Genomic DNA, 24,212 nt, shown 5'->3' with positions numbered 1-24,212 from the left:
GCCCGATCTGCGTCAAATCCTGAAACCAGTGCTGCGCCTGCACGAACTTCTTCACCTTCGGCGACAGCGCATGCGGGTTGGTGTCGTGCACCACCCAGACCAGCGTAGCGTCGTCGACGATCAGCGCGTGCGCCTGCGCCAATAGTTCGTCCTGCTTGGCGACATCGAACGTCTGCTTGGCCTCGTCGATCAGCGCGTCGACCTTCGGGTTCTTGTAGCCGCCCCAGTTGACGCCAACAGGCGCAATCTGGCCGGAGTGGAAGAAGCGGACGATCGCGTAGAGCGGATCTGATGTGACATAGGCGATGTTGTTGGACGTGATGCCGGCATTCATCTCGTCGGCCGCGCCCTTGCGCCATGCGGTATATAATGTCTCGAGCTCGACCACCTTGAAGTCGATCTCGATGCCGATTTCCTTGAAACTCTGCTGCAGGAATTCGTTCATCGGCAGCGACAGCATCTGTCCGGTGCCGCCCTGCGCGATGACGAAGGTCGTCTTCAGCGGCTTTTCCTTCGAATAACCGGCTTCCTGCACCAGCTTCTTGGCTGCGGCGACATCGTATTTGAGTTCGAACTCCGGCTTGCCAAACCACGGGCTCGACGGGTCGACCTGGCCCTTGGCAGGCTTTGCCAATCCGTTCATCAGCCCGACCACGGCCTCGCGGTCGATCGCGAGGTTGAGCGCCTTGCGCAGGCGGACATCGGTCCAGGGCGAGCCGGGCAGTACGCTCAAATGATAATTCCAGACATGCGGCGTGACGTTGTCGACGATCTTCATGCCGGCGGATTTGAGCTGCGGCACCGCATCCGGCGCCGGCGTCTCGATCAGGTCGACCTGGCCGGCCAGCAGCGCATTGGTGCGCGTCAGCGCTTCCGGCATCGGGATCAGCACGATCTTGTCGGCCTTCGGAAGCCGCTTCTTGTCCCAATAGTCAGCGTTCTTCGTCAGCTCGGCGAGTTCGCGCGGCACCAGTTTCGTGAGTTTGAACGGGCCGGTGCCGGAAGGCTGGCTGGCGAACTTGTCCCAGTCCTTGCCAAGCTTTTCGTATTGCGCGGGGCTCGAGACCAGAAACCAGAGCATCTGATACGGGAAGAACGAATCCACGGCCTTGGTCGTGATCTCGATCGTGGTGTCGTCGATCTTGGCGTAGCTCGCGACCGAGGGCAGGCGGGTCTTGACCTGCGCGCTCTGGCGCTTGTCGAACTGCGGTGCCTTGTCATTGAGCACCTTGTCCAGATTCCAGATCACGGCGTCGGCGTTGAATTCGCTGCCATCATGGAATTTGACGCCCTGGCGCAGGGTGAAGCGCCATTTCTTCTTGTCCTGCTCGTCCACCTTCCATTCGGTAGCCAAGCCCGGCACCAGCTTGCCGGGCCGGTCGGACACGTCCATCTCCCAGGCCACCAGCGGATCGTAGATCGTATAGGCCGAAAACTGGTAGGCGCCGGCGCCGCGGTCGGGCTGGCCGGTGGTCAGGGGAATGTCCGCCATCGAAATGCCGTAGCGCACAACGGTCTCCGCCTGCGCCGAAATCGTGGGCAAGCCAAGAGGGAATCCGAGGGCTATTGCCGCGGCAGCAAGAAGCATCGAATATCGGGTGCGCATGATTTAAGCTCCATCGGGCCGGGGTTTGGAGCTGAAAAATGCAAGCTTGATGCCAGATGGAGCATGGAAGGCGCGGTTGCATGCGCACTCACAGGGAGTTGTGCGGCTAATGGCCCCTAACGAAGCGCCTGCCTCAGTACCTGCCTTGGCACAGGCGTTGCATACCTTTGCATAAGAATTAGTCACCCAAGTCGAGAAGGAATTGCTGCATATGCGTAACGACAAATCAAAGAGGACGGCCACCGCGTGGCTGCTGGCCACGGCGCTGGTGGTGGGACTGCCGCAGCTTGCGAGCGCCGAAACGGTGCTGCGGATCGGCATGACCGCTGCCGATATTCCGCGCACGCTCGGCCAGCCCGATCAGGGTTTTGAGGGCAACCGCTTCACCGGCCTCACCATGTATGACGGGCTGACGATGTGGGACCTCTCGTCCCGCGACAAGGCGAGCGTCATGATCCCCGGGCTCGCGACCGAGTGGAAGGTCGACGAGGCCGACAAGAAGAAGTGGACCTTCAAGCTGCGTCCCGGCGTCAAATTCCATGACGGCAGCGACTTCAATGCCGACGCCGTGGTCTGGAACGTCGAGAAGGTGCTGAAGCAGGATGCGCCGCACTTCGATGCCAGCCAGGTCGGCGTCACCGCCTCGCGCATGCCCACGCTGGCCTCGGCCCGCAAGATCGACGACCTGACGGTGGAATTGACCACCAAGGAGCCGGATAGCTTCCTGCCCATCAACCTGACCAACCTGTTTATGGCCAGCCCGACCAAGTGGCAGGCGTTTTTTGACAAGGCCGAAGGCGCCGACGCCAAGGCCAAGTCGCAGGCCGCCTGGGCCGCGTTCGCCAGGGACGCCTCGGGCACCGGTCCCTGGAAGATGTCGAAGTTCACGCCGCGCGAGCGGCTCGAACTGGTGAAGAACGAGGCCTATTGGGACAAGGCGCGCGTTCCCAAGGTCGACAGGATGGTGCTGCTGCCGATGCCGGAGGCCAATGCCCGCACCGCAGCATTGCTCTCCGGCCAAGTGGACTGGGTCGAAGCGCCGGCGCCCGACGCCGTCAAGGAGATCAAGCAGCGCGGCTTCCAGCTGCAGGCCAATGAATCGCCACACGTCTGGCCGTGGCAGTTCTCGCGCATCGAAGGCTCGCCCTGGAACGATATTCGCGTCCGCAAGGCGGCCAATCTCTGCATCGATCGCGAAGGTCTCAAGGAGGGTCTGCTTGCCGGCCTGATGGTGCCGGCGACCGGAACGTTCGAGGCCGGCCATCCCTGGCGCGGAAAACCGACCTTCGAGATCAAGTATGACCTGAAGGCCGCCCAGAAGCTGATGCAGGAGGCAGGCTACGGGCCGAGCAAGAAGCTGACGGTGAAGACCCAGACCTCGGCGTCAGGATCGGGCCAGATGCAGCCCTTGCCGATGAACGAGTATCTGCAGCAGGCGCTGGCCGAGTGCTACTTCGACGTTCAGCTCGACGTCATCGAGTGGAACACGCTGTTCACCAACTGGCGCCGCGGCGCCAAGGATCCGACCGCCAACGGCGCCAACGCCACCAACGTCACCTACGCGGCGATGGATCCGTTCTTCGCGCTGGTGCGCTTCCTGCAGTCGTCGATGGCGCCGCCAACGTCGAATAATTGGGGTTACATCAACAATCCCAAGTTCGACGAGCTGGTGACCAAGGCCCGCCAGACCTTCGACCCCGCGGCACGTGACGCGGCGCTCGCCGATTTGCACGCAGCCTCGGTGGACGATGCGGCGTTCCTCTATGTGGCCCACGACGTCTCGCCGCGCGCCATGAGCCCGAAGGTGAAGGGTTTCGTGCAGCCGAAGAGCTGGTTCGTCGACTTCTCGCCGGTGACGATAGCGCCGTAAGGAGAGACGCTTCTGCTCGCTCGCTTCCCCTCTCCCCTTGTGGGAGAGGGTGGATCGAATGAGCGAAGCTCATTCGAGACGGGTGAGGGGTCTGTCTCCGCGGACATGCATCCCTCATCTGAAATACATGCGTCCGCGGATAGAACCCCTCATCCGGCGCGGACTAAAGTCCGCGCCACCTTCTCCCACAAGGGGAGAAGGGAAGAAGAGAGTTGCCTGTGCTCGTCTATATTGCCCGACGTATCGTCTATGTGATCCCGATCGTGATCAGCGTGGCGCTGGTGTGCTTCCTCTTGGTGCACATCACGCCCGGCGATCCGCTCGTCGCCGTATTGCCTGCGGACGCCTCGCAGGAGCTCGCGGCGCAACTGCGCACGGCCTACGGCTTTGACCGGCCGCTGCCGGTTCAGTTTGGCCTCTGGATGTGGCGGGCGCTCCATGGCGATCTCGGCAGCTCGATCGCCACCGGCCGCCCGGTGCTATCGGAAGTCTTGCGCGCGGTCGGCAACACGGTCACGCTTGCGATTGCCGCGGCCCTGATCGGTTTCACGCTCGGGCTGCTGTTCGGCCTGATCGCCGGCTATTTCCGCGACACCTGGGTCGACAAGGTCGCGACCTCGATCGCCATCGCCGGCGTCTCGGTGCCGCATTACTGGCTCGGCATGGTGCTGGTCATCATCTTCTCGGTGCAGCTCAACTGGCTGCCCGCGGTCGGCGCCGGTCCCGGCGGCTCCGGATCGTGGGGCTGGGATTGGGAGCACATGAAATATCTCATCCTGCCGGCGATCACGACCTCGGTGATCCCGATGGGCATCGTCACCCGCACCGTGCGCGCGCTGACCGGCGACATCCTTTCGCAGGATTTCGTCGAGGCGCTGCGCGCCAAGGGCCTCCGCGAACTCGACGTGTTCAAGCACGTCATCAAGAACGCCGCGCCGACCGCGCTCGCGGTGATGGGATTGCAACTGGGTTATATGCTCGGCGGCTCGATCCTGATCGAGACGGTGTTCTCATGGCCGGGCTCGGGACTGCTGCTCAATTCCGCAATCTTCCAGCGCGACCTGCCGTTGTTGCAGGGCACGATTTTGGTGCTCGCGCTGTTCTTCGTCGCCCTCAATCTGCTGGTCGATATCGCGCAGGCCGCGATCGATCCGCGCATCAAGCGGGGCTGATCCATGACCGTGATGTCGGATACCGCCCTGCAAGCCGCGCCCGCCACCAAGGCGCGCGGCTACTGGGCGACCGTCGGCCGCCGTATCTCGCGCGACAAGGTCAGCATGGTCTGCGCGTTCGTGCTGGTGCTGATCTTTCTTTCCGCGCTGTGCGCGCCGTGGCTCGGGCTGGCGGATCCCTATCAGGGTTCGATGATCCGCAGGCTTCGCCACATCGGCACGCCGAATTATCCGCTCGGCACCGACGAACTCGGCCGCGATATGCTGGCGAGGCTGATCTATGGCGGCCGGCTGTCGCTGATAATAGGCATTTTGCCCGTGATCCTCGCGTTCATGATCGGAACCTCGCTCGGGCTCGTCGCCGGCTATGTCGGCGGCAGGCTCAACACCGCGATCATGCGCACGATCGACGTGTTCTACGCCTTCCCGTCGGTCTTGCTGGCGATTGCGATTTCCGGCGCGCTCGGCGCGGGCATCGTCAACTCCATCGTCTCGCTGACGATCGTGTTCGTGCCGCAGATCACCCGCGTCGCCGAAAGCGTCACGACAGGCGTGCGCAACATGGATTTCGTCGAGGCCGCGCGCGCGTCCGGCGCCGGACCCTTCACCATCATGCGCGTGCACATGCTCGGCAACGTGCTGGGGCCGATCTTCGTCTATGCGACGGGATTGATCTCGGTATCGATGATCCTCGCCGCCGGCCTTTCGTTCCTCGGTCTCGGCACAAAGCCGCCGGAGCCGGAATGGGGCTTGATGCTGAACACGCTGCGCACCGCGATCTATGTCAATCCCTGGGTGGCGGCGCTACCCGGCGTCATGATCTTTGCGGTGTCGATCTGCTTCAATCTGCTCAGCGACGGCATGCGCAGCGCCATGGATATCAGGAACTGACGCTATGAGTGAGACAAGCCCGTCAGTCGAGCTACTGGAACCGGTCGAGGACATCGGCGGTGCAGCGCAGCCGCTGCTGCAGGTCACTGGCCTCACCAAACATTTTCCTGTGCGGGGCGATCTGTTCAGCCCTCGTAAAACCGTGCGCGCGGTTGATGATGTTTCCTTCTCCATCGCCAAGGGCGAGACGGTCGGGATCGTCGGCGAATCCGGCTGCGGCAAGTCGACCACGGCGCGGTTGTTGATGCACCTGATGAAGCGCGATGCCGGCGACATCGTCTATGACGGCATGCAGGTCGGGCAGGCGCTGTCGCTGCGCGAGCTGCGCCGAGGCATGCAGATGGTGTTCCAGGACAGCTACGCCTCGCTCAACCCGCGCCTGACCATCGAGGACTCGATCGCGTTCGGTCCCAAGGTTCACGGCATGGCGGATGCCGCCGCGCGCACGCTGGCGCGCGAGCTGCTCGGCAAGGTCGGCTTGCGGCCCGAAACTTTCGCCAATCGCTATCCGCACGAGATTTCCGGTGGCCAGCGCCAGCGTGTCAACATCGCGCGGGCGCTGGCGCTGTCGCCGCGGCTCGTGATCCTCGATGAAGCCGTCTCGGCGCTCGACAAATCGGTCGAGGCCCAGGTGCTCAACCTGCTGGCGGACCTCAAGCGCGAATTCGGCCTGACATATTTGTTCATCAGCCATGACCTCAACGTGGTGCGCTACATCAGCGATCGCGTGCTGGTGATGTATCTCGGTGAGGTGGTCGAGCTCGGTCCGGTCGACAAGGTCTGGGATGCGCCGGCGCATCCCTACACGCGGGCGCTCCTGGCAGCGATGCCGTCGTCCGATCCTGATAACCGCACCGAGACGCCACCGATCTCGGGCGATCCGCCCAACCCCATCGACCCACCGCCCGGCTGCCGGTTTCACACCCGCTGTCCGTTTGCGGAGCCGCTTTGCGCAAATGCGACGCCAAAACTCAGCGATGTCGATACAATGGGCCATCAAGCGGCGTGCTACATGGCCATTCCTGGCTCGGGGCACAGCCGCGCACCGGCACATGGAGTAAACGCCGCATGACAAGACCCAGCCCCAAAGAGGTCAAGGCAATGACCGATGTCGCGGGCGTGCCCGCGGACAAGGAAGTCGCCGAGCGCATCGCCAATTCCATCGGCCCGGCCTTCGACGGTTTTGCAGCCGTAGCCGGCACGCTGCCGATGGATCTCGAGCCCGCGACTTTTCTGCTGGTGCAAGCCACGAAGGTGTCGAAATGAGCGGCGAACCGGCCTTGATGTCGCTGGTGTCGGTTGCGAAAGCAATCGCCGGCAAGAAACTCTCCTCGCGCGAGGTCACGCAATCCTGCCTCGACCGGATCGCGCAATGGCAGCCGCGCGTCAACGCCTTCATGGCGATCGAAGCGGACGAAGCGCTCGCTGCCGCTGACGCCGCCGACGCCGCGCTCGCCAAGGGCAAGAATCTCGGCGTGCTGCATGGCGTGCCGATGGCGCACAAGGACATGTATTACGACGCCGGCAAGGTGGTCACTTGCGGCTCGAAAATCCGCCGCGATTTCGTGGCGACGACGACCTCCACTGCATTGCAGCGCCTGAAGGACGCTGGCTCCGTCCGGCTAGGCTCGCTGCAGATGGTCGAGTTCGCCTACGGCCCGACCGGCCACAACGTGCATTACGGCGCGGTGCGCAACCCCTGGAATGTCGATCACATCACCGGCGGCTCGTCGTCCGGCTCCGGCTCGGCGGTCGCCGCGCGGCTAACCTTTGCGGCGCTGGGCTCCGATACCGGCGGCTCGATCCGGATGCCTGCGCATTTCTGCGGCGTTACCGGCTTCAAGACCACCGTCGGCCTGATCAGCCGTGCGGGCGCAATGCCCTTGTCGCAATCGCTAGATACAGTGGGGCCGCTGGCGCAAACGGTCGAAGACTGCGCGCTGCTGGTCGGGCTGATGGCGGGCGCCGATCCCGAGGATCCGACCACCTCGACGCTCCCGGTGCCGAACTACATGGCCGCGACCACAGGCTCGCTCAAGGGCCTGAAGATCGGCGTGCCGACCGCCTTCTATGTCGACGATCTCGATTCCGAGGTGGCGCGGGTGCTGGACGAGACCATCGCCACCCTCCGACGCGAGGGCGCCGAAATCGTCAAGGTCGAACTGCCGGACCAGCGCCAGCTCACCGCCGCCTGCCAGATCGTGCTCGCCGCCGAGGCCGCCGCCTTCCACAAGCGCTGGATGATCGAGCGGCCGCAGGATTACGGCGCGCAGGTTTTGATGCGGCTGCAGAACGGGCTTGCCATTCCCGCCGTGACCTATCTCGAAGCGATGCGCTGGCGCGGTCCCGCGCTCGCCGCCTACCTCGCGGCGGTCACCGGTACCGATGCCGTGATCGCGCCGGTGGCGCCGATGCCGGCGGTGACGATTGCCGAGAGCGATGTCGGCAACAGCCTCGATGCGGAGGCCGTGATCCAGCGCATCACGCGCTTCACCCGGCCGATCAACTATCTCGGCCTGCCGTCGCTTTCGATTCCCACGGGTTTCACCAGGAACGGCCTGCCGGTCGGCATGCAGTTGATCGGCCGCGCCTTCGATGAGGCCGGGCTGGTGCGGATCGGCGCGGCATTCCAGCGCGCCACGGATTATCACCAGCAGGTACCCAAAGCGGCATGAGCAACCTTGTCGAAATCCGCGATCTCAACATCCGCTTCACCGGCGAGCGCACGGTTCATGCCGTCAACGATATCTCGCTTACGCTCGGCGAGGGCGAGGTTCTCGGCCTGCTCGGAGAATCCGGCTCCGGCAAGAGCGTGACCTTGCGCGCGCTGATGCGGCTGTTGCCCAAGAAGCGGACGCAGATTTCGGGGACCGTGAAGGTTCTGGGCCGCGACGTGCTGGCGATGAATGATGAACAGCTTTCGGCGTTTCGCGGCCAGACCGTCTCCATGATTTTCCAGGAGCCCGCGCTGGCGCTCGATCCCGTCTACACGATCGGCCACCAGATCGCGGAAAGCGTGATGCGCCATGAAGGCAAGAGCCAGAAGGAGGCGACGGCCCGCGCGCTGGAAATGCTGGAGGTGGTACGGATTCCCTCCGCCAAACGTCGCCTCGAAGCCTATCCGCACGAAATGAGCGGCGGCATGCGGCAGCGCGCCATGATCGCGCTTGCCTTGGCCTGCAAGCCAAAGATCCTGCTGGCCGACGAGCCTACGACGGCGCTGGACGCCACCGTGCAGATCCAGATCCTGCTGCTCTTGCGCGAATTGCAGCGCGAGTTCGGCATGTCGGTGATTTTCGTGACCCACGATATCGGCGTCGCCATCGAAATCTGCGACCGCGTTGCCGTCATGTATGCCGGCCAGATCGTGGAGCAGGGCCGCCTGCGCGACATCGTGCGAACGCCGGTCCATCCCTATGCGAAGGGATTGCTGGCGTCGACCGTCCACGGCGCGAAAAGGGGCCAGCGGCTGGAGACTATCCCGGGCACGCCGCCCTCGCTCGACAAGGCGCCTGCAAGCTGTTCGTTCGCGCCGCGCTGTGGTTACGCGCAACCGCGCTGCGCTGAGCAGTTGCCGCCGAATGTGCAGGTGTCGCCTGACAGAACCGCGCGCTGTGTGCTGGCGGAGCCCGCTGAAGTTTCTGCTGCTACCTGATGTGAAACGGTTTCGGTCGGCGTTCCCCGGATGCTGCGCAGCGCGCCGCACTTTGCGGCGTGGTGCGCTGCTGATCCGGGGTCCAGATGTCGCGGCTAGTTAGGCCCCGGCTCTGCGTCGCATCACTGCCGGACGAAGCTATGCATCGCCTAGGCTGCGCCGCGTCCGGGACACGAGAGCGTAGTTATCCACCCAATCCCGGATCGGCCCATTGTTCGATCTGCGCCGGTCCCACCACCTGTTTCGGCTGATGCGGATTGAGCGTGCCCGCGCTCGCGGTCAGTCCCTTGGCCAGGATCTGCATCGCAAAAAGCTTGGCGTCGATTTCCGACTTAAAGGTGCGGGTCGAGCGGGCCATGCTCTCCGCCGTCTCATCCGTTTTGTCCGGACCAAAGGTCACATACCAAATATCGCCGTGTTTCATGCCGACCTAACGCATGTGACGTAAAAAAGTTTCACTTCACGGGCGTCGTTGGACGGTGCGCGGTTTGTGGCTCGTCACATCGGACGATCATGGGATAGTCTGTCGTCCGGCCAGCGCCGAACCCCGGGGGGACTTCCAATGCAGATTTCCAACGAAGGCATTCTCGTCATTCTCTTCGTCGGCCTGGTGGCCGGCTGGCTGGCCGGCAAGATCGTGCGCGGCACCGGCTTTGGCATCATCGGCGACATCCTCGTCGGCATCGCCGGTGCGCTGCTCGCAAGCCTGCTGTTTCCCAAGCTCGGCATTCGTATCGGCACCGGGCTGGTGTCCGAGATCGTCTACTCCACGATCGGCGCCATCATCCTGCTCTTGATCGTGCGGCTGGTGCGGACCGGGGGACGGCTATAAGCGCTGGATCGTTTTCAGAACGCCTGGGTGATGCCCGCCTGCGAGACGTAGGGGCAGGCGTGGGGCGTAAAGGTGTGCCGACGGTCGGGTGGGGGCCTGATGGCGGGCGGGTAGGGCGCCGGAAAAGCGGCGTTCTGCTCGATATCAAGGGCGAATCGGCTGGGTGTCGATCTCGGTGATTCCAGTGCCGTTTCAGCCCAGCCGAAGCCCGAACCCACCGCGGGGCTGGCGCCAGCGTCAAATGAGCGCCCAAAACGCGCGACTTCCGCCTCCACCCGTTTCATGGGGGTGAACTGGATACAGGTTAACGTGACTTAAAATAGACGGTGTCCAAAAACATCGGTAAAACCTGCACATATCTTATCCGATTGAAGAGATACGCATAAATGGCAGCCGCTCCCGTCCGGCGTTCCGAGCTCGGTGAGGCACTGCGCGCCTGCCGCAGCGCCTTTATCGGCGTCGGTGTCATGAGTTGCATGATCAATTTGCTGTACCTTACCGGCTCGATTTTCATGCTGGAGGTCTACGACCGCGTGCTGCCGAGCCGCAGCGTGCCGACCCTGGTCGGCCTGGTGATTCTCGCCGGCGGCCTTTACATCGCTCAAGGCGGCCTCGATCTGATCCGCGGTCGGATTCTCGGCCGCATTGGCACCGCGCTCGACGAAGCCCTCAACACGCGCGTGTTCGAAACCGTGGTGCGGTTGCCGCTGCTGGTGGGCAACCGCAACGAGGGCCTGCAGCCGTTGCGCGATCTCGACAATGTCAGGTCGTTTCTCGGCAGCATGGGGCCGGGCGCGTTCTTTGATCTGCCGTGGCTGCCGTTCTATCTCGCGATCTGCTTTGCGTTTCACTGGCTGCTCGGCGTCACCGCACTGGCAGGCGCCATCATTCTGGTGACGCTGACGCTGATCACCGAGTTCCTGTCGCGCACGCCGGCGAAGGAGGCGATGACGCTGGCGGCGCGGCGCAACGATCTGGCCGCCACCAGCCGGCGTAACGCCGAAGTGCTGGTCGCTATGGGCATGTCCGGACGGCTGACCAGGCGCTGGAGCGAGGCCAACGAGATCTATCTGGCGGGCAATCAGCGCGCCAGCGACGTCGCCGGCGGCTTAGGGGCGGTCGCAAAAGTTTTGCGTATGATGCTGCAATCGGCGGTGCTCGCGGTCGGCGCTTACCTCGTGATCCACCAGGAGGCCACCGCCGGCATCATCATCGCGGGCTCGATCCTGAGCGCACGCGCGCTGGCGCCGGTCGATCTCGCCATCGCTCACTGGAAGGGCTTTGTCGCCGCGCGCCAGAGCTGGCATCGCCTCAGCAAGTTGTTGGAGCAAGTCCCCCCGTCGAACGCGCAAACCCTGCTGCAGGCGCCATCCAAGCGGCTGTCGGTCGAGGCCGTCAGCATCGTGCCGCCGGGCGACCAGCGCGTCATCGTGCAGGACGTCAATTTCGCCGTCGAGGCCGGCACCGGCGTCGGCGTCATCGGTCCGAGCGGTTCCGGCAAGTCGTCGCTGGTGCGCGCGCTGGTCGGCGTCTGGATGCCGGCCCGCGGCAAGGTGCGGCTCGATGGTGCGGCGCTCGACCAATGGTCGTCGGACGTGCTCGGCCGCCACATCGGCTATCTGCCGCAGGACGTCGAATTGTTCGCCGGCACCGTGGCGCAGAACATCTGCCGCTTCGAACCGGAAGCGAAATCCGAAGCGATCATCGCCGCCGCCAAGGAAGCCGGCGTGCATAATATGATCATCAAGATGCGCGAGGGCTACGACACCCAGATCGGCGAGCAGGGCGCCGCGCTCTCCGCCGGCCAGGCCCAGCGCGTGGCGCTGGCGCGCGCGCTCTACGGCGATCCGTTCCTGATCGTGCTCGACGAGCCGAACTCCAATCTCGACAGCGAGGGCGACGAGGCGCTGACCCGCGCGGTGCGCAGCGCCCGCGAGCGCGGCGCCATCGTGGTCGTGGTGGCGCACCGGCCGATTGGCATCGAGGCGGTCGATCAATTGCTGGTATTGAAGGACGGCCGCATGCAGGCGTTCGGCCCGAAGGAGACCGTGCTCGGCCAGGTGCTGCAGCGGGTTCCGTCGCCGCCGCCGATCAAGATCGTGTCCGAAGCGGGAGCTGCGAAAAAATCATGACCGCCGAGCTGACAGGCGCGCGCCGCTCGATACGGATGCATCTCATCGTCGGCCTTTCGCTGATGCTGGTGCTCGCCGGCGGATTCGGCGGTTGGGCCTCGACGGTGCAGATTTCGGGCGCGCTGATCGCGCCGGGTTCGGTGGTGGTCGATTCCAACGTCAAGAAGGTGCAGCACCCGACCGGTGGCGTGGTCGGCGAGGTCAGGGTGCGCGACGGCGATATCGTCAAGGCCGGCGATGTCGTGGTGCGGCTGGACGAGACCGTGGTCAAGGCGAGCCTCGCCATCGTCGTCAAGACGCTGAACGGATTGTGGGCGCGCGCGGCGCGGCTGGAAGCCGAGCAGCGCGGCCTCGACAAGATCAAGTTTCCGCCGATGCTGACCGATCGCGCCGACGATCCGGATGTGCGGGATATCCTGGCGAGCGAGACGAAACTGTTCGAGGTTCGCGTATTCGGACGCGCCGGGCAAAAATCGCAACTGCGCGAGCGGGTGCTGCAGCTCAACGAGGAAATCGCAGGGCTGACGGCGCAGGAACAGGCCAAGGAAAAGGAAGTCGCGCTGGTCGAGAAGGAACTGGTCGGCGTCCGCCAGCTCTACGAGCAGCGCCTGATCCAGATCTCGCGCCTGACGGTGCTGGAGCGCGATCTCGCCCGGCTGTCGGGCGAGCGTGCGCAATACATCGCCGCGCGTGCGCAGGCGAGGGGCAAGATCACCGAAACCGAGCTGCAGATCATCCAGGTCGACAAGGACGTGGTCAGTGAGGTCTCCAAGGATCTGCGCGAGACCAACGACAAGATCGGCGAGTTCGTCGAGCGCAAGGTCACCGCCGAGGATCAATTGCGCCGCATCGACATCCGCGCGCCGCAGGACGGCGTCGTGCTGCAGTCGACCGTGCACACCGTGGGCGGCGTCATCACTGCTGGCGACGCCATCATGATGGTCGTGCCGAGGGCCGACGATCTCTCGGTCGAGGCCAAGGTCAATCCGCAGGACATCGACAAGCTGCAGATCGGCCAGAAGACGCTGCTCAGGCTGTCCGCCTTCAACCAGCGCACCACGCCGGAACTCAATGGCGTGGTGGCGCGCGTCTCCGCCGACGTCACCACCGACCAGCGCACCGGCCAGAGCTACTACACCATCCGCGTCTCGCTGCCGCCGGCCGAAGTCGCGCGCCTCGGCGACAACGTCAAGATCATCCCGGGCATGCCGGTCGAAGCCTTCGTCCAGACCGGCGACCGCACCATGTTCTCCTATTTGATGAAGCCGTTCAGCGACCAGCTGATGCGCTCGTTCCGGGAGCGGTGAGGGCATCTGCGTAGCCCGGATGGAGCGAAGCGCAATCCGGGACCGCTCAGGCCGCCTGCACTGCCCCGGATTTCGCTGCGCTCCATCCGGGCTACGAACTGCCGCCCCTATCTCCTGTCATACTCATCCGGCCCCATCGCCCAAGCCCACTGCTCGTGGCCGGGCGCATACGTGCGGTTGGTCTCGGCCGGGTTTCGGTTGACCAGCGGCCGCATGAACATCGGGTGCGTGGCGCTGCGCACCTCGTGCTCGACGGTGAACAGGTGCCTTGCGCCATCGAGATCGATAATGTCGCGAAAGCGGTATTGATACTGGTTGTCTTCCTGCGAGATCAGGCCCCGCTCCCGCAGGCGGCGGTAGGGACCCGAAAAATCCGTGATGTAGATCTGCACGTGATGCCCGTCGAACTCCGGCAGCGCGCGGTCGGTCTCGCGGAACTGCAGAACCTGATCCTTGCCGACCTTGACCCGCGCCACGGCGCCGTCGCCGTTCAAGAACTCGGCCGGCATTCCCATGATCGCGGGATAGAAGGCGCAGATCGCTTTCGCGGTGCCTGCCGGCACGTCGAACTCGACATAGGGAATGCCGAGCGTGATCCGCCCGAAGCGCGCGGCGTCCGGCTCATAGCAGCGCACGCGATTGCCCCAGGGGCAGACGGCCTCGACATGGTCGTTATGCTCCCTAAACGCAAACGACGTTCCTTCCAGTTTTTTCGCGACCGACGCCAGCCGCTCCAGCAGCGCCTCGCGGCCGGCGATGACGATGCCGGTATGGCCGCGCAGCACCTGCGGCGCACCATCAGGCAGATGAAACTGGCTCCGGCCGACATTGACCCACATGTTGGTGTCCGACACCATCAGATAGGGATCGCGGGTCAGCCCGAGGCCTGCGACATAGAACAGCGTCGCCAGCCGCTGATCGGGGATGGTGACGTTGACATGCTCGAAATGGATCGAGTTGCCGAGATCCTCGGCTGCGCGGTCGAACGGCTGTTGCATGACGAGATCCTCGATAAGGGATAGTGCGTAGCCCGGATGGAGCGAAGCGCAATCCGGGAAACTCTTGCGTGGCGCGCACTGTCCCCGGATTTCGCTGCGCTCCATCCGGGCTACGATTACGCGTTACTTCGACAAATTCTCCAGCAGCAGATTCAGCGCCGTCTTCGCGAACGCGTGCATATTGGCTTGCCGATCATTGCTGCCGGTCTCCAGCGTGAATACCGATTGCGATGGCCCCGCCACCGCCATGCAGCTATGGCCGGCGGCGTCGCCGTAGCGGTTGCCGGTCGGGCCCGTCGCGCCCGTCTCCGACAAGCCCCAGTCGGTTGAGAAGCGCTGGCGTACCTGGCTCGCCAGCAGTTTCGCATAAGGCTCGGACGCCGAGCGGATGCCCTTCATCGCCTCGTCAGGAATATCCATCAGCAGCCGTCGTGCATCGCGCGTGTAGACCACGGCGCCGCCGAGGAAATAGGCGGATGCGCCCGGCACCGACAGCAGCGCCGCCGAGATCAGGCCGCCGGTTGAGGATTCCGCGATCGCGATGGTTTGTTTCCGCGCGATCAGTTTGGCGGCGATCTGTTCGGCTGTTGTCACGAGCTCTTTCATGTTCTCTCAACCCCGGCGCAGCATTCGTTTCAGCACCGTCTTCCTGTCGGTTTTGTCCGCAAGCGAATGATAGACGACGCGAATAAAATTCTTGGAGGCCAACTCCGTCGGCGCCCATTTCTTGTCGAGATCGGCGAAGGGCTTGGCCGCCACCACATCGTCTTCGCTCTTGCCTTCCTTCACCAGCGCGGCCATGCGGTCGCGCGCGGTAATGAGCATGGTGCGATATTCGATCAGCGCCGCCCGGTCGGCGATCGGGCCGTGGCCCGGCACGATGCGGCTCTTCGCGTTGGTCAGCTTGATGTAGGCGTTGGTCGCTGCGATCATGCCCTTGATGTTGCCGCCATTGGCGAAATCGATGTTGGGATAGCGGCCGTTGGTGAAGGTGTCGCCGGTCGCCAGCACATTGGCGGTCCTGAACCAGACGTAAGTGTCGCCGTCCGTATGGGCGTTGGCGATGTGCCGGAGATCGGCGACGCGGCCGGGAAGTCTGATCTTGAGCATCTTGCCGGCGTAGGTTTTCGTCGGCAGCGCGCCTGCTGCGGCCGGCGGCGTCTTGACGCCGGTCAGGCCATTGGTGGTGCCCTCCGCCAGGCGATTCCTGACGTTGACGTCGGCAACGATGATGGCGCCGTCCTTGGCAAAGGCTTCATTCCCGCCGGTGTGGTCGCCGTGATAATGCGTGTTGATCAAATATTTGATCGGCAGGTTGGAGATGGTGGATATCGCGGCCTTGATCTTGTCGTGCAGCGGCGCGAACTGGCCGTCGACCATGATAATGCCGGTCCTGCCCACCGCCACGGTGATGTTCCCGCCCTGGCCCTCGAGCATGTAGACGTTGTCGCCGAGGTCGGTGGTCTTGATCTCGACCTTGGAGAAATCGACCGGCGGGGGTGCTGCGGGCGCGGCAGGGGGTTGTTGCTGCGCGAATGCGCTGCCGGCCAGCAAGAGGGTTATGGCAATCGCCGTACGTCCAATCCAAATCATCGAAAATCTCTCCAAAGCCCCTTACCCATGTTTTCCTAGCACAGGGTGCCAGCGTTTGCCGAGTTGCGGGCTGCAGACCAGCCTGCTTGAATGCGGCTGAAGAACCAAGCGGCGAAGCCTACAAGATGCCGTGAGACCGCGCTCGCGAACGAGGAAACATCATGACGTCGCCGATCGTAGGCGGCGTGGATTGCGATCTGCATCCCGCCGTTCCGCATCTGACCAGCCTGTTGCCCTATATGAATGACTACTGGCGCGACCAGGTGACGACGCGCGGCATGACCGACCTGGTCTCGCAATCCTATCCGACCAATTCGCCGCTCTCCTCGCGGCCGGACTGGCGGCCGGCGCAGGGCAAGCCGGGCGCGGATCTTGCCGATATGCAGAAGCAGGCGCTCGACCGTTTTCAGGTGAGCTACGGCATCTGCAATCCCCTTTACGGCGTGCAGATGGTGTTCTCCGAGGACATGCAGGACGCGTTCTGCCGCGCGCTGAACGACTGGCTGGCCAAGGAATGGCTCGACAAGGACGCGCGGCTGCGCGGCTCGATCGTGATTCCTGCGCAAAGCGTCGAAAAATCCGTCGCCGAGATCGAGCGCTGCGCCAAGGACAAGCGCTTCGTCCAGGTGCTGATGCTGGTTATGGGCGACATGCCCTTGGGCAAGCGCGCCTACTGGCCGATCTACGCCGCCGCCGAACGGCTGGGCCTCACCATCGGCGTCCACGCCGGCAGCGCCTATCACAACCCGCCGACTTCGGTCGGCTGGGGCTCCTACCACATCGAGGATTATGTCGCGCAGGCCACCGCGTTCCAGACCCAGCTCACCAGCCTGATCGTGGAGGGCGTGTTCGCCCGCCACCCGAACTTGAAAATGGTCATGCTGGAATCTGGCTTCACCTGGCTGCCGGCCTATCTGTGGCGGCTGCACAAGTTCTGGCGCGGCATACGGATGGAAACGCCGTGGGTCGATCGTGCGCCGCTGGAGATTGTGCGCAGCAACATCCGATTCTCATTGCAACCGGTCGATGCGCCGCCCGATCCCGCAACCCTGAACCGCTTGTTTGACCATATGCAGTCGGACGAATTACTCCTATTCTCGACCGACTATCCGCACTGGCAATTCGACGGCGACGAGGTGCTGCCCGAGGGAATTTCGTCCGATCTTGTCCGCAAGATCATGATCGACAATCCGCTCGCGACCTACGGCCGGTTGGAAGTTGCGAAGGAGACGACGCCATGAACGTCCAGTTCCGTGACCGTCCGGAGCCGTCAGCGTCTGTCAGCGTCAAATCAGCGATCGCCGATTGCGACATCCATCCGGCGCGCGCCACCGCGGACGAACTCTATCCCTTCCTCGCCAAGCGTTGGCATGAACATCTCGAGGCCTACGGCAAGCAGGCCTATCACGGCATGATGGAAGGCCCGCCCTATCCGAAGGCGCAGCCGAATGCCTCGCGCCGCGACGCCTGGCCGCCGGAAGGCGGGCCGCAGGGCTCCTCGCTGTCCTTCATGCAGAAGCAGCTTCTCGATCCCTACAACGTAGCCCTTGGCGTGCTCAATCCGCTGGCCAGCGGGCAGGGCCTGCGCAACCAGGATCTGGCCGGCGCGATCTGCACCGCGATCAACGACTGGCAGATCGAGAAATGGACCAGCAAAGATTCCCGCCTGAAGGGCTCGATCGTCGTCGCCAATGAAGACGGCCCTTCCGCCGCCGCTGAAATCCGCAAGCGCGCCGGCGATCCGAATTTTGTGCAGGTGCTGCTGCTCAGCCGTAACGTCGAGCCGCTCGGTCAGCGCCGCTACTGGCCGATCTATGAGGCGGCGCAGGAGATCGGCCTGCCGGTCGGCATTCATGCCTTCGGCTTCGGCGGCAATCCGCTCACCCCGTCCGGCTGGCCGAGCTTCTACATCGAGGAGATGGTCGGCCATGCGCAGTGTCAGCAGACTGTGCTCGCGAGCCTCGTGCTCGAAGGCGTGTTCGAGCGTTATCCAAAACTGAAGATGGTGATGATCGAGGCCGGCTTCGGCTGGGCGCCGTCGCTTGGCTGGCGGCTCGATAAGAGTTTCGAGCGGCTGCACAGCGAGGTGCCGTATCTCAAGCGCAAGCCATCGGAATATATCCGCGACCACATCTGGTGGACCACGCAGCCGATGGAAGATCCGGAGCGCCGCGATCATCTGTTCCAGGTGATCGAATGGATCGGTTGGGACAAGCTGTTGTTCGCCACCGATTACCCGCACTGGGATTTCGATGAACCGTCGCGCGTGTTGCCGGCCGGCGTCAGCGACGCCAACCGCGAAGCGTTCTATCTCGGGAATGCGAAAAAGCTGTACGGGATTGCTTGATGGTGCGACACGTCATCGCCCCGGTGGATGAGCTTCCACCGGGTACGCGAAAATTCCTCGACATCGATGGGCGGCCGATCGCGATCTTCAACATCAAGGGCGAGTTCTTCGGCCTCTTGAACCGCTGCCCGCATCAGGGCGCGGCCTTGTGTGAGGGCCCGCTGATCGGGCTCGCGCAATCCTCCGATCCCGGCGAGATCGAATACACCAAACTCGGCGAGATCATCCGCTGCCCCTGGCACGGCTGGGAATTCGACATCCGCACCGGCCAATCCTATTGCGACCCCAAGCGCTTTCGCGCACGGGCCTACCCGGTCAATGTCGAGCCGGGATCGAGCGTGGTAAAGGGGCCGTATGTGGCGGAGACCATCGCCGTGTCGGTCGAGAGCGATTACGTGGTGGTGGATTTGTAGTCGGGCCGTTAGCGCGAAATTCGTAGGGTGGGCAAAGGCGCGCTGGCGCCGTGCCCACCATCTATCGCCGATTGCGCTTCCAAATGGTGGGCACGCGGAGCCTGTCATCACTGTGCGAGCGCAATTGCGCTCGTCGCGGGGCGCGCATTCGCGCGACCCGTTGGCTTTGCCCACCCTACGATTTCTGGAAGGAGCGGCGCGCGACGTTTGGCAAGCTTGCAACGAGGAGCGCCGCTCTGAGAGTCGGTTCAGCTGGGTCGATCCCCAGCTCTTCTGCTGAGGCTTAATACGCGCCTTTCAGCGGGGTCCAATTAAACTGCGGCTGCTGCGGCGCCTCTTGTGTGGTTGCGAACGGCGCTGGGGCCATCGTCCCCGGATAAGCGGTTTGGGCCACGCTTTCAGCGCGCAGCGCTTGGCCAAGATGCATTGCGCATCCACTCATCTGCCCACTGAGCATTGCGTCCTGCGCCTGGGCAATCTCCCTTTCCGCCGTGAACTTGGCGGGGCCGTCAGCCATGGTCTCGACCCCGCCTTCAGCTTTAGCGAAGTTGTCGCCGCTACATCCGACACCGACATGCACGGCGTGATGGACGTGCCCGGCGTGTGCCGCGGGCACAAAAGCATAGGCCGTTGCAGCCATTGCGGCTGCACCTAGCAACTTCCTGAGCATTGTTCTTCCCTTTTTTGCTTTGCTATCCGGCATCATTGCCGGACTATCCAAATAACACCGCCTGCGTCCAATCGTCGCGGGTGATCAGGATGAACTTTCCGCGATTTCGCGCGATCCAAATGTGATCGACACAGTGGCAACGTCCTTATGCGCTCGCCCAGTCCTTGGAGGGTGTGGCCAGGCCCGCCGCTCGTTGGTCGCTATCGGGGCATGGCGGACATCGATCAAGCCGCACCGTTCAAGCTCGACTAATGCGTGCGCGTCCTAACCCGCTGTACGGCTCGCTTCACTTGCAAACACGCTCGGCGTGCGAAGCTTGGCGGCCGTAGGCCTTTCTGCTGGCTTCCGTGGCCTTCAGCGGGGTGCTAGCGTTCAGGGTGAACCCACTCATTTGGGGGAACATTCCATGAGCGAGTGGGTGGGCTTACATTGCTGTTTCCGACGGATCTGACCTCGTTCCTCGACCTCATACGCCAGCATGGCGATGTGGCCTACAGCTTCATGTTTGCCTATGCGGCCTCGCATAGTCTGCTGCTTGCGCTGTTCGCAGGCTACGCGGCGCATGCGGGAGCGCTTAGCCTTGGCACGCTCATTGTGGCCTGCTGGTTCGGTAGTTTCGCCGGCGATGTCATTCGCTTCTGGATCGGGCGACGCTATGGCGCCCGCTTGCTCGATCGCTTTCCGCGGTTCGAGCGCACGGTGCAGACGGTCGTCCGCCTGACGGAACGTCACTATGTCTGGATGATCCTGATTCACCGTTTCCCGCACGGCGTCCGCGGGCTCGCGGGATTTGCTTACGGGATATCGCGGCTGCCCTGGTCGACTTTCCTTGCGCTCAACTTCGTAGCTGCCGGCCTTTGGTCCGGCGCCGTTGTCTCGGCCGGCTATGCCTTCGGTCAATTCTCGGAGAAGTCCATCAACAATGCCTCTTCGGGCCTGGGCATTGTGATGCTGGTCGCGTTCCTCGGCCTGTCCTGGTTGCTCAGCAAGAAACTCGATCAGATCGTGCAGCGATCCTGAAGCACGCGCGAGCGGTTGCTGATCGCCGTAGGGTGGGCAAAGCCACCGGGTCGCGCGAATGCGCGCCCGATGACAGGCTCCGCGTGCCCACCATCGAGCGCCCAACCGGGTGATGGTGGCACGGCGCGAAGTGCGCCTTTGCCCACCCTACGTTTGCTGCGTTTTTGCTACTCCTCGATTGGGCCGGCAAGGGTGCGACGAAGGCGCTGCGTTTCGCGCCACGTCTCACCAACCTCGTTCCCAAAACGAGAGAGCTTGGTTGCTACGTGGATGATGATGAGTGTGATCATGGCTATTGCCCCGCCTTGACAAGCAGACGTCCAATTTGACGCTCTGCATCATCCGACAGCTTTTGCAGCCCGTGGGTAGCAATGTACTGCTCAACGACGCGATCAGCCTGTCGCTGACGGGATTCAGCGTAAACGCGCAACAATCGTTCAAAAAATGAGGGTCTTTTGATCGGGGCAGAAAGCCAGGCCCCAGTGGTTAGTACGTTCGCCATAAGATGGCTCCTTTGCGGAGTTGTCCTTGGGGCGAATTTCCTTCCTGATCGAGAGATAGGTATTGGCGAGCGCCAGTGCCAGACCAAATAGCGCGCATTCGTGCATTAATTTGTATCTAATCGTGCAGATGCGCGAAGCGATCAAATCTAGGTGGATCGAATCAACGGCTGAGGATCAGGTGTGAGCGGTTCGAACAACGGTCAACTCGGCTGCAACCCTCATCTCCTTGTCGGGGCGGAATGCGGCGGACTGTCGTCCGGGCTGTGCTCGTGATCCCGATCCGAGCTCTGCTCGTGCGCGCGGTCGCAAAGGCCCATGGCGAAATATTTTCTCGCGACGGCATCGAGCAGCGTCGACATTAATTCCTGATCTGACTTTTCTCCGTTCTGTCTGGCTTCCAGCAAAACCTTTTCAACCTGACTGTCGAAATAGGCGGCAGTTACGTCGTCAACCGTCGGCGCAATCAATGCCAATCGCGCTCGCGCAAGGGCGCGCTCGTATTCTGCATTGGCCATGGCTGCCTCAATACGACGGATTTCTTTTTTGTCCCTCTCAGAACGGGACACTCAGAGCTAACCGGCTGATTTTCAGTCTGTTCCGGTTGCAGACAAGGAACTTGAGCCGTTGCCGAAGAGTTTGCTGCGGCTCGAAATTGCAGCGAAGGACCGCGCAGGGCGACCACGGAGGCGGCATGAGAAGTTCAAGCTGCCCGATATCGCCGATAAAATGAAGGCATCGGTATCGCGATCCAGTCGACGCGCAGCCACGCCGGCGAAATCGCCAGCCCGCCGATGAGTGACAACGGCGACGTATCTATGGGGGCGATTCCTGTTTCTTCACCAACAGGACAGGGCGATATTCCCTAGCCGGACTTGCTGTCGTGTTCGCCCGACGGAGTCTGGGCGTCGGCTGGCGCGGACGGCAAGGGCGTGATTGTCGTTTTGCGCTTGCCATCGTAGCGGTCGGCCAGGTCCAAAAGCCGCTGCTTGATGAAGGGGTCGGCCTTGGCCGCGATATCCCGAACTTCCCGGGCACGCTGCCTGTAAAAATCGTCGTTCATGACAAAGCGAATTCTTCCCTAAGCCTTGGTGGACCATTCTATACCACTTTTTCCCGGTATCCATGCCTGCCGGCGCCCGTCGCGGTCAAGGAGCGGCATCCTGGCAATCCCTGCCGGGGCTCTATGCCAACACTGCGACTATGAGAACAGCGGCTTCATAGGAACTGGCCGATCCTGACCACGTTTCCCTTTCGGCTCAGCAGAGGCGGGAAGATGGACAACCTCACGAAGAGAGATCAGCCCGATCGCAGCAAGATCAACATGAGCGAGGATTTCGAGGTCAAGTATTGGCTGAAGGCGCTCGGCGTTTCGAAGGACGAACTGCAACGGGCCGTAGAGAAGGTCGGAAATTCGGCCGCCGCCGTTCGCAAGCAACTGGGGGTGTGACGCGCGGAGCCGTAAGGCGCCGGATGTCGCGGCGCGATTGCCGCTGAACAGAGTAGGGCGCTCACGCCGGGAACGGGTTAGATGTCAGCGCGTACCGATGCGTTGGTGTCGCAGCAAGAAGCCGGCAAAATTGCTGCGTTCATCGTTCTCCGTTATGGCCGGTTGTCACCCGGCGCAAGCTGCTGCTTCAACGCGCGCGCAGACGATTGTTTCCTATCCTGCCCGATGAGACGTTGGTTTGGCGGACCCGAGACACGCGCGTGACGAAAGTGTCGATCTCGAGGAACATTCATTACTCTGGTCCGTTCACGGAAGACACATTCACTTCTTTCCGGAGGGTTACCATGAAGAATCTAATTGCCGTTGCACTTCTCGGCACCGCGATCGCCAGTGGCGCGGCCTATGCGCAGACCGCCCAGCCTGCTGATCGCGCCGCACCGGCCGCGACCACCAGTCCGGCTGCAAGTTCCGACAAGATGATGCTCAAGGGCAAATGGCGCGCGTCCAAGCTCATGGGCCTCGATGTCTACAACGAGGCCAATGAAAAGCTCGGTGACATCAATGAACTGGTCCTGGACAAGGACGGCAAGGTGCACGCCGTGGTTATCGGCATAGGCGGCTTCTTAGGGATGGGCGAGCACGACATCGCCGTTACGATGGACAAGCTGAAATTTATCGAGGAACCCGTCCGCACCAGCTCCACGGCGACCACGACGCGCGAAACCACAACCGGCACAGCCACGGCGCCGGCCACCACTACGACCACGACTACACGCGCGAATAATGCGAATGACTGGGCTCCCGATCATGCCATGATGAGCGGCAACAAGGAGCAACTCAAGGCGCTGCCGAAGTTCAAATACTCCGACTAAAGTAGCGACATCTTTGAAAGTGAAAGGCCCCATCTCGGTGGGGCCTTTTTCTTGAGGGCACGTTCGCAGCGTTCGAAAAAAGATAGGAACGTTGACGGTGCGGCGGGGTTGGAGATTCGTATCAGCGCAGATACATCCTCAGTCAGAAACACCGATAGGCCTCAGCTCTTATGAACGGGCTGAGGCCGTTTGCCTGAACCGCCGCGTAGGGTGGGCAAAGGCGCGTCAGCGCCGTGCGCACCATCTATCATCGAGCGCGCTTGCCGATGGTGGGCACGCTTCGCTTTGCCCACCCTACGGGCTCTCTCCGTCATTGCGAGGAGCGAAGCGACGAAGCAATCCATGTCTCCGCAAGCTGTGCTATGGATTGCTTCGCGGAGCCTGTCATCGGGCGCGCATTCGCGCGACCCGGTGGCTCGCAATGACGATGTGGAGGCAACGGGTGTGACAAAAATCACTTGTCGGGCAAATCAGTAAAAACCTGTCCAGCCCCTTCCGCAAAAATATTCCGCTTTCGTTCTCACGCAAATCACCGGCATAACTCCGCCCGTCTCACGGCAGATGAGGGACGCTCGCGAACGTCACGAACGTGCGGTGAGATGCGATGGACGCGAGAGGCGCGCTAGACGTACGCGCCTGAAGCGTACGGCGAAGTCGTGTGGTCCTGACGCCGCGGTGCTGGCGCTAAGTTGGCGGTTGCGCATCGATCCTATCGGATCGAGCGCGGTGTCCCGCCGGCGACGGTGGCAAGAAAGCCGTTCACCGGGGAGAGCTCGAAGTAAGCCGTAGAGCCATTGCGCAGGGAAGGCCGGGATGCTCCCGCCGAACCTGTATGCTCGTGTGCGTGCTCTTTGTGTGCACTTGCACGCGAGACCGCGGGTGCG

Annotated in this window: 25 protein-coding genes; 16 read left to right on the top strand and 9 right to left on the bottom strand. The window is 62.9% G+C overall.

Annotation, left to right across the window (positions count from 1 at the left end):
- Window positions 1-1,606 (bottom strand): ABC transporter substrate-binding protein (locus KIP88_RS42090; RefSeq protein ID WP_214493980.1); only part of this gene is annotated, 1,606 nt, incomplete at its 3' end.
- Window positions 1,607-1,817: 211 nt separating this feature from the next.
- Between KIP88_RS42090 and KIP88_RS42085 the strand changes: the two genes are divergently transcribed.
- From KIP88_RS42085 to KIP88_RS42055, 7 genes are all read left to right on the top strand, one after another.
- A complete protein-coding gene (locus tag KIP88_RS42085; protein ID WP_214493979.1) occupies window positions 1,818-3,476 on the top strand; it encodes an ABC transporter substrate-binding protein in 1,659 nt (552 codons plus the stop codon).
- Between the two features lie 218 nt (window positions 3,477-3,694).
- Complete coding sequence (locus tag KIP88_RS42080) at window positions 3,695-4,648, top strand: ABC transporter permease (RefSeq protein WP_214493978.1); 954 nt, start codon at window positions 3,695-3,697, stop codon at window positions 4,646-4,648.
- 12 nt (window positions 4,649-4,660) lie between these two features.
- The gene (locus KIP88_RS42075; protein ID WP_374226588.1) at window positions 4,661-5,539 is read left to right on the top strand and encodes an ABC transporter permease; all 879 of its coding nucleotides are present in this window, start codon (window positions 4,661-4,663) and stop codon (window positions 5,537-5,539) included.
- 4 nt (window positions 5,540-5,543) lie between these two features.
- Window positions 5,544-6,611: an ABC transporter ATP-binding protein gene (locus tag KIP88_RS42070; protein ID WP_214493977.1), complete on the top strand. Its 1,068-nt coding sequence runs from the start codon at window positions 5,544-5,546 to the stop codon at window positions 6,609-6,611.
- The gene (locus KIP88_RS42065; RefSeq protein ID WP_214493976.1) at window positions 6,608-6,805 is read left to right on the top strand and encodes a hypothetical protein; all 198 of its coding nucleotides are present in this window, start codon (window positions 6,608-6,610) and stop codon (window positions 6,803-6,805) included. Before KIP88_RS42070 ends, KIP88_RS42065 begins: the two co-directional genes overlap by 4 nt.
- A complete protein-coding gene (locus tag KIP88_RS42060; RefSeq protein WP_214493975.1) occupies window positions 6,802-8,214 on the top strand; it encodes an amidase in 1,413 nt (470 codons plus the stop codon). The genes KIP88_RS42065 and KIP88_RS42060 overlap by 4 nt, the downstream gene beginning before the upstream one ends.
- Window positions 8,211-9,194 (top strand): ABC transporter ATP-binding protein, encoded by a 984-nt coding sequence (locus KIP88_RS42055; protein WP_214493974.1) that lies wholly within the window; start codon window positions 8,211-8,213, stop codon window positions 9,192-9,194. Before KIP88_RS42060 ends, KIP88_RS42055 begins: the two co-directional genes overlap by 4 nt.
- Window positions 9,195-9,378: 184 nt before the next feature.
- Here the strand turns inward: KIP88_RS42055 and KIP88_RS42050 are convergent, their stop codons facing one another.
- Window positions 9,379-9,618 (bottom strand): hypothetical protein, encoded by a 240-nt coding sequence (locus KIP88_RS42050; RefSeq protein ID WP_214493973.1) that lies wholly within the window; start codon window positions 9,616-9,618, stop codon window positions 9,379-9,381.
- A gap of 138 nt (window positions 9,619-9,756) precedes the next feature.
- On the opposite strand from KIP88_RS42050, the gene KIP88_RS42045 reads away from it, so the two are divergent.
- The 3 genes from KIP88_RS42045 (at window position 9,757) to KIP88_RS42035 (ending at window position 13,465) form a co-directional block, all read left to right on the top strand.
- Complete coding sequence (locus KIP88_RS42045; protein WP_214493972.1) at window positions 9,757-10,026, top strand: GlsB/YeaQ/YmgE family stress response membrane protein; 270 nt, start codon at window positions 9,757-9,759, stop codon at window positions 10,024-10,026.
- A gap of 386 nt (window positions 10,027-10,412) precedes the next feature.
- Entirely contained in the window at window positions 10,413-12,158 is a 1,746-nt protein-coding gene (locus tag KIP88_RS42040) for a type I secretion system permease/ATPase (RefSeq protein WP_214493971.1), read from the top strand.
- A complete protein-coding gene (locus KIP88_RS42035; protein ID WP_214493970.1) occupies window positions 12,155-13,465 on the top strand; it encodes an HlyD family type I secretion periplasmic adaptor subunit in 1,311 nt (436 codons plus the stop codon). Before KIP88_RS42040 ends, KIP88_RS42035 begins: the two co-directional genes overlap by 4 nt.
- Before the next feature lie 107 nt (window positions 13,466-13,572).
- Here KIP88_RS42035 and KIP88_RS42030 read toward each other — a convergent pair whose 3' ends face one another.
- From KIP88_RS42030 to KIP88_RS42020, 3 genes are all read right to left on the bottom strand, one after another.
- A complete protein-coding gene (locus KIP88_RS42030) occupies window positions 13,573-14,463 on the bottom strand; it encodes a VOC family protein (protein ID WP_214493969.1) in 891 nt (296 codons plus the stop codon).
- Between the two features lie 123 nt (window positions 14,464-14,586).
- On the bottom strand, window positions 14,587-15,069 hold the full coding sequence (locus KIP88_RS42025) for a CinA family protein (protein ID WP_214493968.1): 483 nt from the start codon (window positions 15,067-15,069) through the stop codon (window positions 14,587-14,589).
- Between the two features lie 6 nt (window positions 15,070-15,075).
- A complete protein-coding gene (locus KIP88_RS42020) occupies window positions 15,076-16,056 on the bottom strand; it encodes an MBL fold metallo-hydrolase (protein ID WP_214493967.1) in 981 nt (326 codons plus the stop codon).
- Window positions 16,057-16,217: 161 nt separating this feature from the next.
- Here KIP88_RS42020 and KIP88_RS42015 point away from each other — a divergent pair, with 161 nt between their 5' ends.
- Genes KIP88_RS42015 through KIP88_RS42005 form a run of 3 tightly spaced genes read left to right on the top strand, consistent with a single transcriptional unit; the run spans window position 16,218 to window position 18,816 of the window.
- On the top strand, window positions 16,218-17,297 hold the full coding sequence (locus KIP88_RS42015; protein ID WP_214493966.1) for an amidohydrolase family protein: 1,080 nt from the start codon (window positions 16,218-16,220) through the stop codon (window positions 17,295-17,297).
- On the top strand, window positions 17,294-18,403 hold the full coding sequence (locus KIP88_RS42010; RefSeq protein ID WP_214493965.1) for an amidohydrolase family protein: 1,110 nt from the start codon (window positions 17,294-17,296) through the stop codon (window positions 18,401-18,403). The genes KIP88_RS42015 and KIP88_RS42010 overlap by 4 nt, the downstream gene beginning before the upstream one ends.
- A complete protein-coding gene (locus tag KIP88_RS42005) occupies window positions 18,403-18,816 on the top strand; it encodes a Rieske (2Fe-2S) protein (protein WP_214493964.1) in 414 nt (137 codons plus the stop codon). Before KIP88_RS42010 ends, KIP88_RS42005 begins: the two co-directional genes overlap by 1 nt.
- Before the next feature lie 283 nt (window positions 18,817-19,099).
- On the opposite strand, the gene KIP88_RS47295 is transcribed toward KIP88_RS42005, so the two are convergent.
- On the bottom strand, window positions 19,100-19,522 hold the full coding sequence (locus KIP88_RS47295; RefSeq protein WP_249791435.1) for a hypothetical protein: 423 nt from the start codon (window positions 19,520-19,522) through the stop codon (window positions 19,100-19,102).
- Between the two features lie 393 nt (window positions 19,523-19,915).
- Between KIP88_RS47295 and KIP88_RS41995 the strand changes: the two genes are divergently transcribed.
- A complete protein-coding gene (locus KIP88_RS41995) occupies window positions 19,916-20,506 on the top strand; it encodes a DedA family protein (RefSeq protein ID WP_214493963.1) in 591 nt (196 codons plus the stop codon).
- A 292-nt stretch (window positions 20,507-20,798) separates the two neighbouring features.
- Here KIP88_RS41995 and KIP88_RS41990 read toward each other — a convergent pair whose 3' ends face one another.
- From KIP88_RS41990 to KIP88_RS41980, 3 genes are all read right to left on the bottom strand, one after another.
- Window positions 20,799-21,008 (bottom strand): hypothetical protein, encoded by a 210-nt coding sequence (locus KIP88_RS41990; protein ID WP_214493962.1) that lies wholly within the window; start codon window positions 21,006-21,008, stop codon window positions 20,799-20,801.
- Between the two features lie 219 nt (window positions 21,009-21,227).
- Complete coding sequence (locus KIP88_RS41985; RefSeq protein WP_214493961.1) at window positions 21,228-21,575, bottom strand: hypothetical protein; 348 nt, start codon at window positions 21,573-21,575, stop codon at window positions 21,228-21,230.
- Between the two features lie 296 nt (window positions 21,576-21,871).
- A complete protein-coding gene (locus KIP88_RS41980; RefSeq protein ID WP_214493960.1) occupies window positions 21,872-22,069 on the bottom strand; it encodes a hypothetical protein in 198 nt (65 codons plus the stop codon).
- Between the two features lie 213 nt (window positions 22,070-22,282).
- Here KIP88_RS41980 and KIP88_RS41975 point away from each other — a divergent pair, with 213 nt between their 5' ends.
- Window positions 22,283-22,456 (top strand): DUF3606 domain-containing protein, encoded by a 174-nt coding sequence (locus tag KIP88_RS41975; RefSeq protein WP_214493959.1) that lies wholly within the window; start codon window positions 22,283-22,285, stop codon window positions 22,454-22,456.
- 344 nt (window positions 22,457-22,800) lie between these two features.
- Window positions 22,801-23,328, top strand: a complete 528-nt coding sequence (locus tag KIP88_RS41970) for a PRC-barrel domain-containing protein (protein ID WP_214493958.1) — start codon at window positions 22,801-22,803, stop codon at window positions 23,326-23,328.
- Window positions 23,329-24,212 lie beyond the last annotated feature (884 nt).

The sequence above is a fragment of the Bradyrhizobium sp. SRL28 genome (genome assembly GCF_018596315.1).
GTDB lineage: Bacteria > Pseudomonadota > Alphaproteobacteria > Rhizobiales > Xanthobacteraceae > Bradyrhizobium.
Note: the sequence above shows the minus strand (reverse complement) of the source record. Positions and strands in the feature narration are given on the sequence as shown.

What these genes read in the sequence shown, in the direction of transcription:
- KIP88_RS42030 (WP_214493969.1), bottom strand. Translation starts at nt 14,463, where the DNA reads ATGCAACAGCCGTTCGACCGCGCAGCCGAGGATCTCGGCAACTCGATC.
- KIP88_RS42015 (WP_214493966.1), top strand. Translation starts at nt 16,218, where the DNA reads ATGACGTCGCCGATCGTAGGCGGCGTGGATTGCGATCTGCATCCCGCC.
- KIP88_RS42070 (WP_214493977.1), top strand. Translation starts at nt 5,544, where the DNA reads ATGAGTGAGACAAGCCCGTCAGTCGAGCTACTGGAACCGGTCGAGGAC.
- KIP88_RS41990 (WP_214493962.1), bottom strand. Translation starts at nt 21,008, where the DNA reads ATGGCGAACGTACTAACCACTGGGGCCTGGCTTTCTGCCCCGATCAAA.
- KIP88_RS42045 (WP_214493972.1), top strand. Translation starts at nt 9,757, where the DNA reads ATGCAGATTTCCAACGAAGGCATTCTCGTCATTCTCTTCGTCGGCCTG.
- KIP88_RS42010 (WP_214493965.1), top strand. Translation starts at nt 17,294, where the DNA reads ATGAACGTCCAGTTCCGTGACCGTCCGGAGCCGTCAGCGTCTGTCAGC.
- KIP88_RS42035 (WP_214493970.1), top strand. Translation starts at nt 12,155, where the DNA reads ATGACCGCCGAGCTGACAGGCGCGCGCCGCTCGATACGGATGCATCTC.
- KIP88_RS42060 (WP_214493975.1), top strand. Translation starts at nt 6,802, where the DNA reads ATGAGCGGCGAACCGGCCTTGATGTCGCTGGTGTCGGTTGCGAAAGCA.
- KIP88_RS42025 (WP_214493968.1), bottom strand. Translation starts at nt 15,069, where the DNA reads ATGAAAGAGCTCGTGACAACAGCCGAACAGATCGCCGCCAAACTGATC.
- KIP88_RS41975 (WP_214493959.1), top strand. Translation starts at nt 22,283, where the DNA reads ATGGACAACCTCACGAAGAGAGATCAGCCCGATCGCAGCAAGATCAAC.
- KIP88_RS42050 (WP_214493973.1), bottom strand. Translation starts at nt 9,618, where the DNA reads ATGAAACACGGCGATATTTGGTATGTGACCTTTGGTCCGGACAAAACG.
- KIP88_RS42040 (WP_214493971.1), top strand. Translation starts at nt 10,413, where the DNA reads ATGGCAGCCGCTCCCGTCCGGCGTTCCGAGCTCGGTGAGGCACTGCGC.
- KIP88_RS41980 (WP_214493960.1), bottom strand. Translation starts at nt 22,069, where the DNA reads ATGAACGACGATTTTTACAGGCAGCGTGCCCGGGAAGTTCGGGATATC.
- KIP88_RS42020 (WP_214493967.1), bottom strand. Translation starts at nt 16,056, where the DNA reads ATGATTTGGATTGGACGTACGGCGATTGCCATAACCCTCTTGCTGGCC.
- KIP88_RS42085 (WP_214493979.1), top strand. Translation starts at nt 1,818, where the DNA reads ATGCGTAACGACAAATCAAAGAGGACGGCCACCGCGTGGCTGCTGGCC.
- KIP88_RS41970 (WP_214493958.1), top strand. Translation starts at nt 22,801, where the DNA reads ATGAAGAATCTAATTGCCGTTGCACTTCTCGGCACCGCGATCGCCAGT.
- KIP88_RS42065 (WP_214493976.1), top strand. Translation starts at nt 6,608, where the DNA reads ATGACAAGACCCAGCCCCAAAGAGGTCAAGGCAATGACCGATGTCGCG.
- KIP88_RS42055 (WP_214493974.1), top strand. Translation starts at nt 8,211, where the DNA reads ATGAGCAACCTTGTCGAAATCCGCGATCTCAACATCCGCTTCACCGGC.
- KIP88_RS47295 (WP_249791435.1), bottom strand. Translation starts at nt 19,522, where the DNA reads ATGATGCCGGATAGCAAAGCAAAAAAGGGAAGAACAATGCTCAGGAAG.
- KIP88_RS42075 (WP_374226588.1), top strand. Translation starts at nt 4,661, where the DNA reads ATGTCGGATACCGCCCTGCAAGCCGCGCCCGCCACCAAGGCGCGCGGC.
- KIP88_RS42005 (WP_214493964.1), top strand. Translation starts at nt 18,403, where the DNA reads ATGGTGCGACACGTCATCGCCCCGGTGGATGAGCTTCCACCGGGTACG.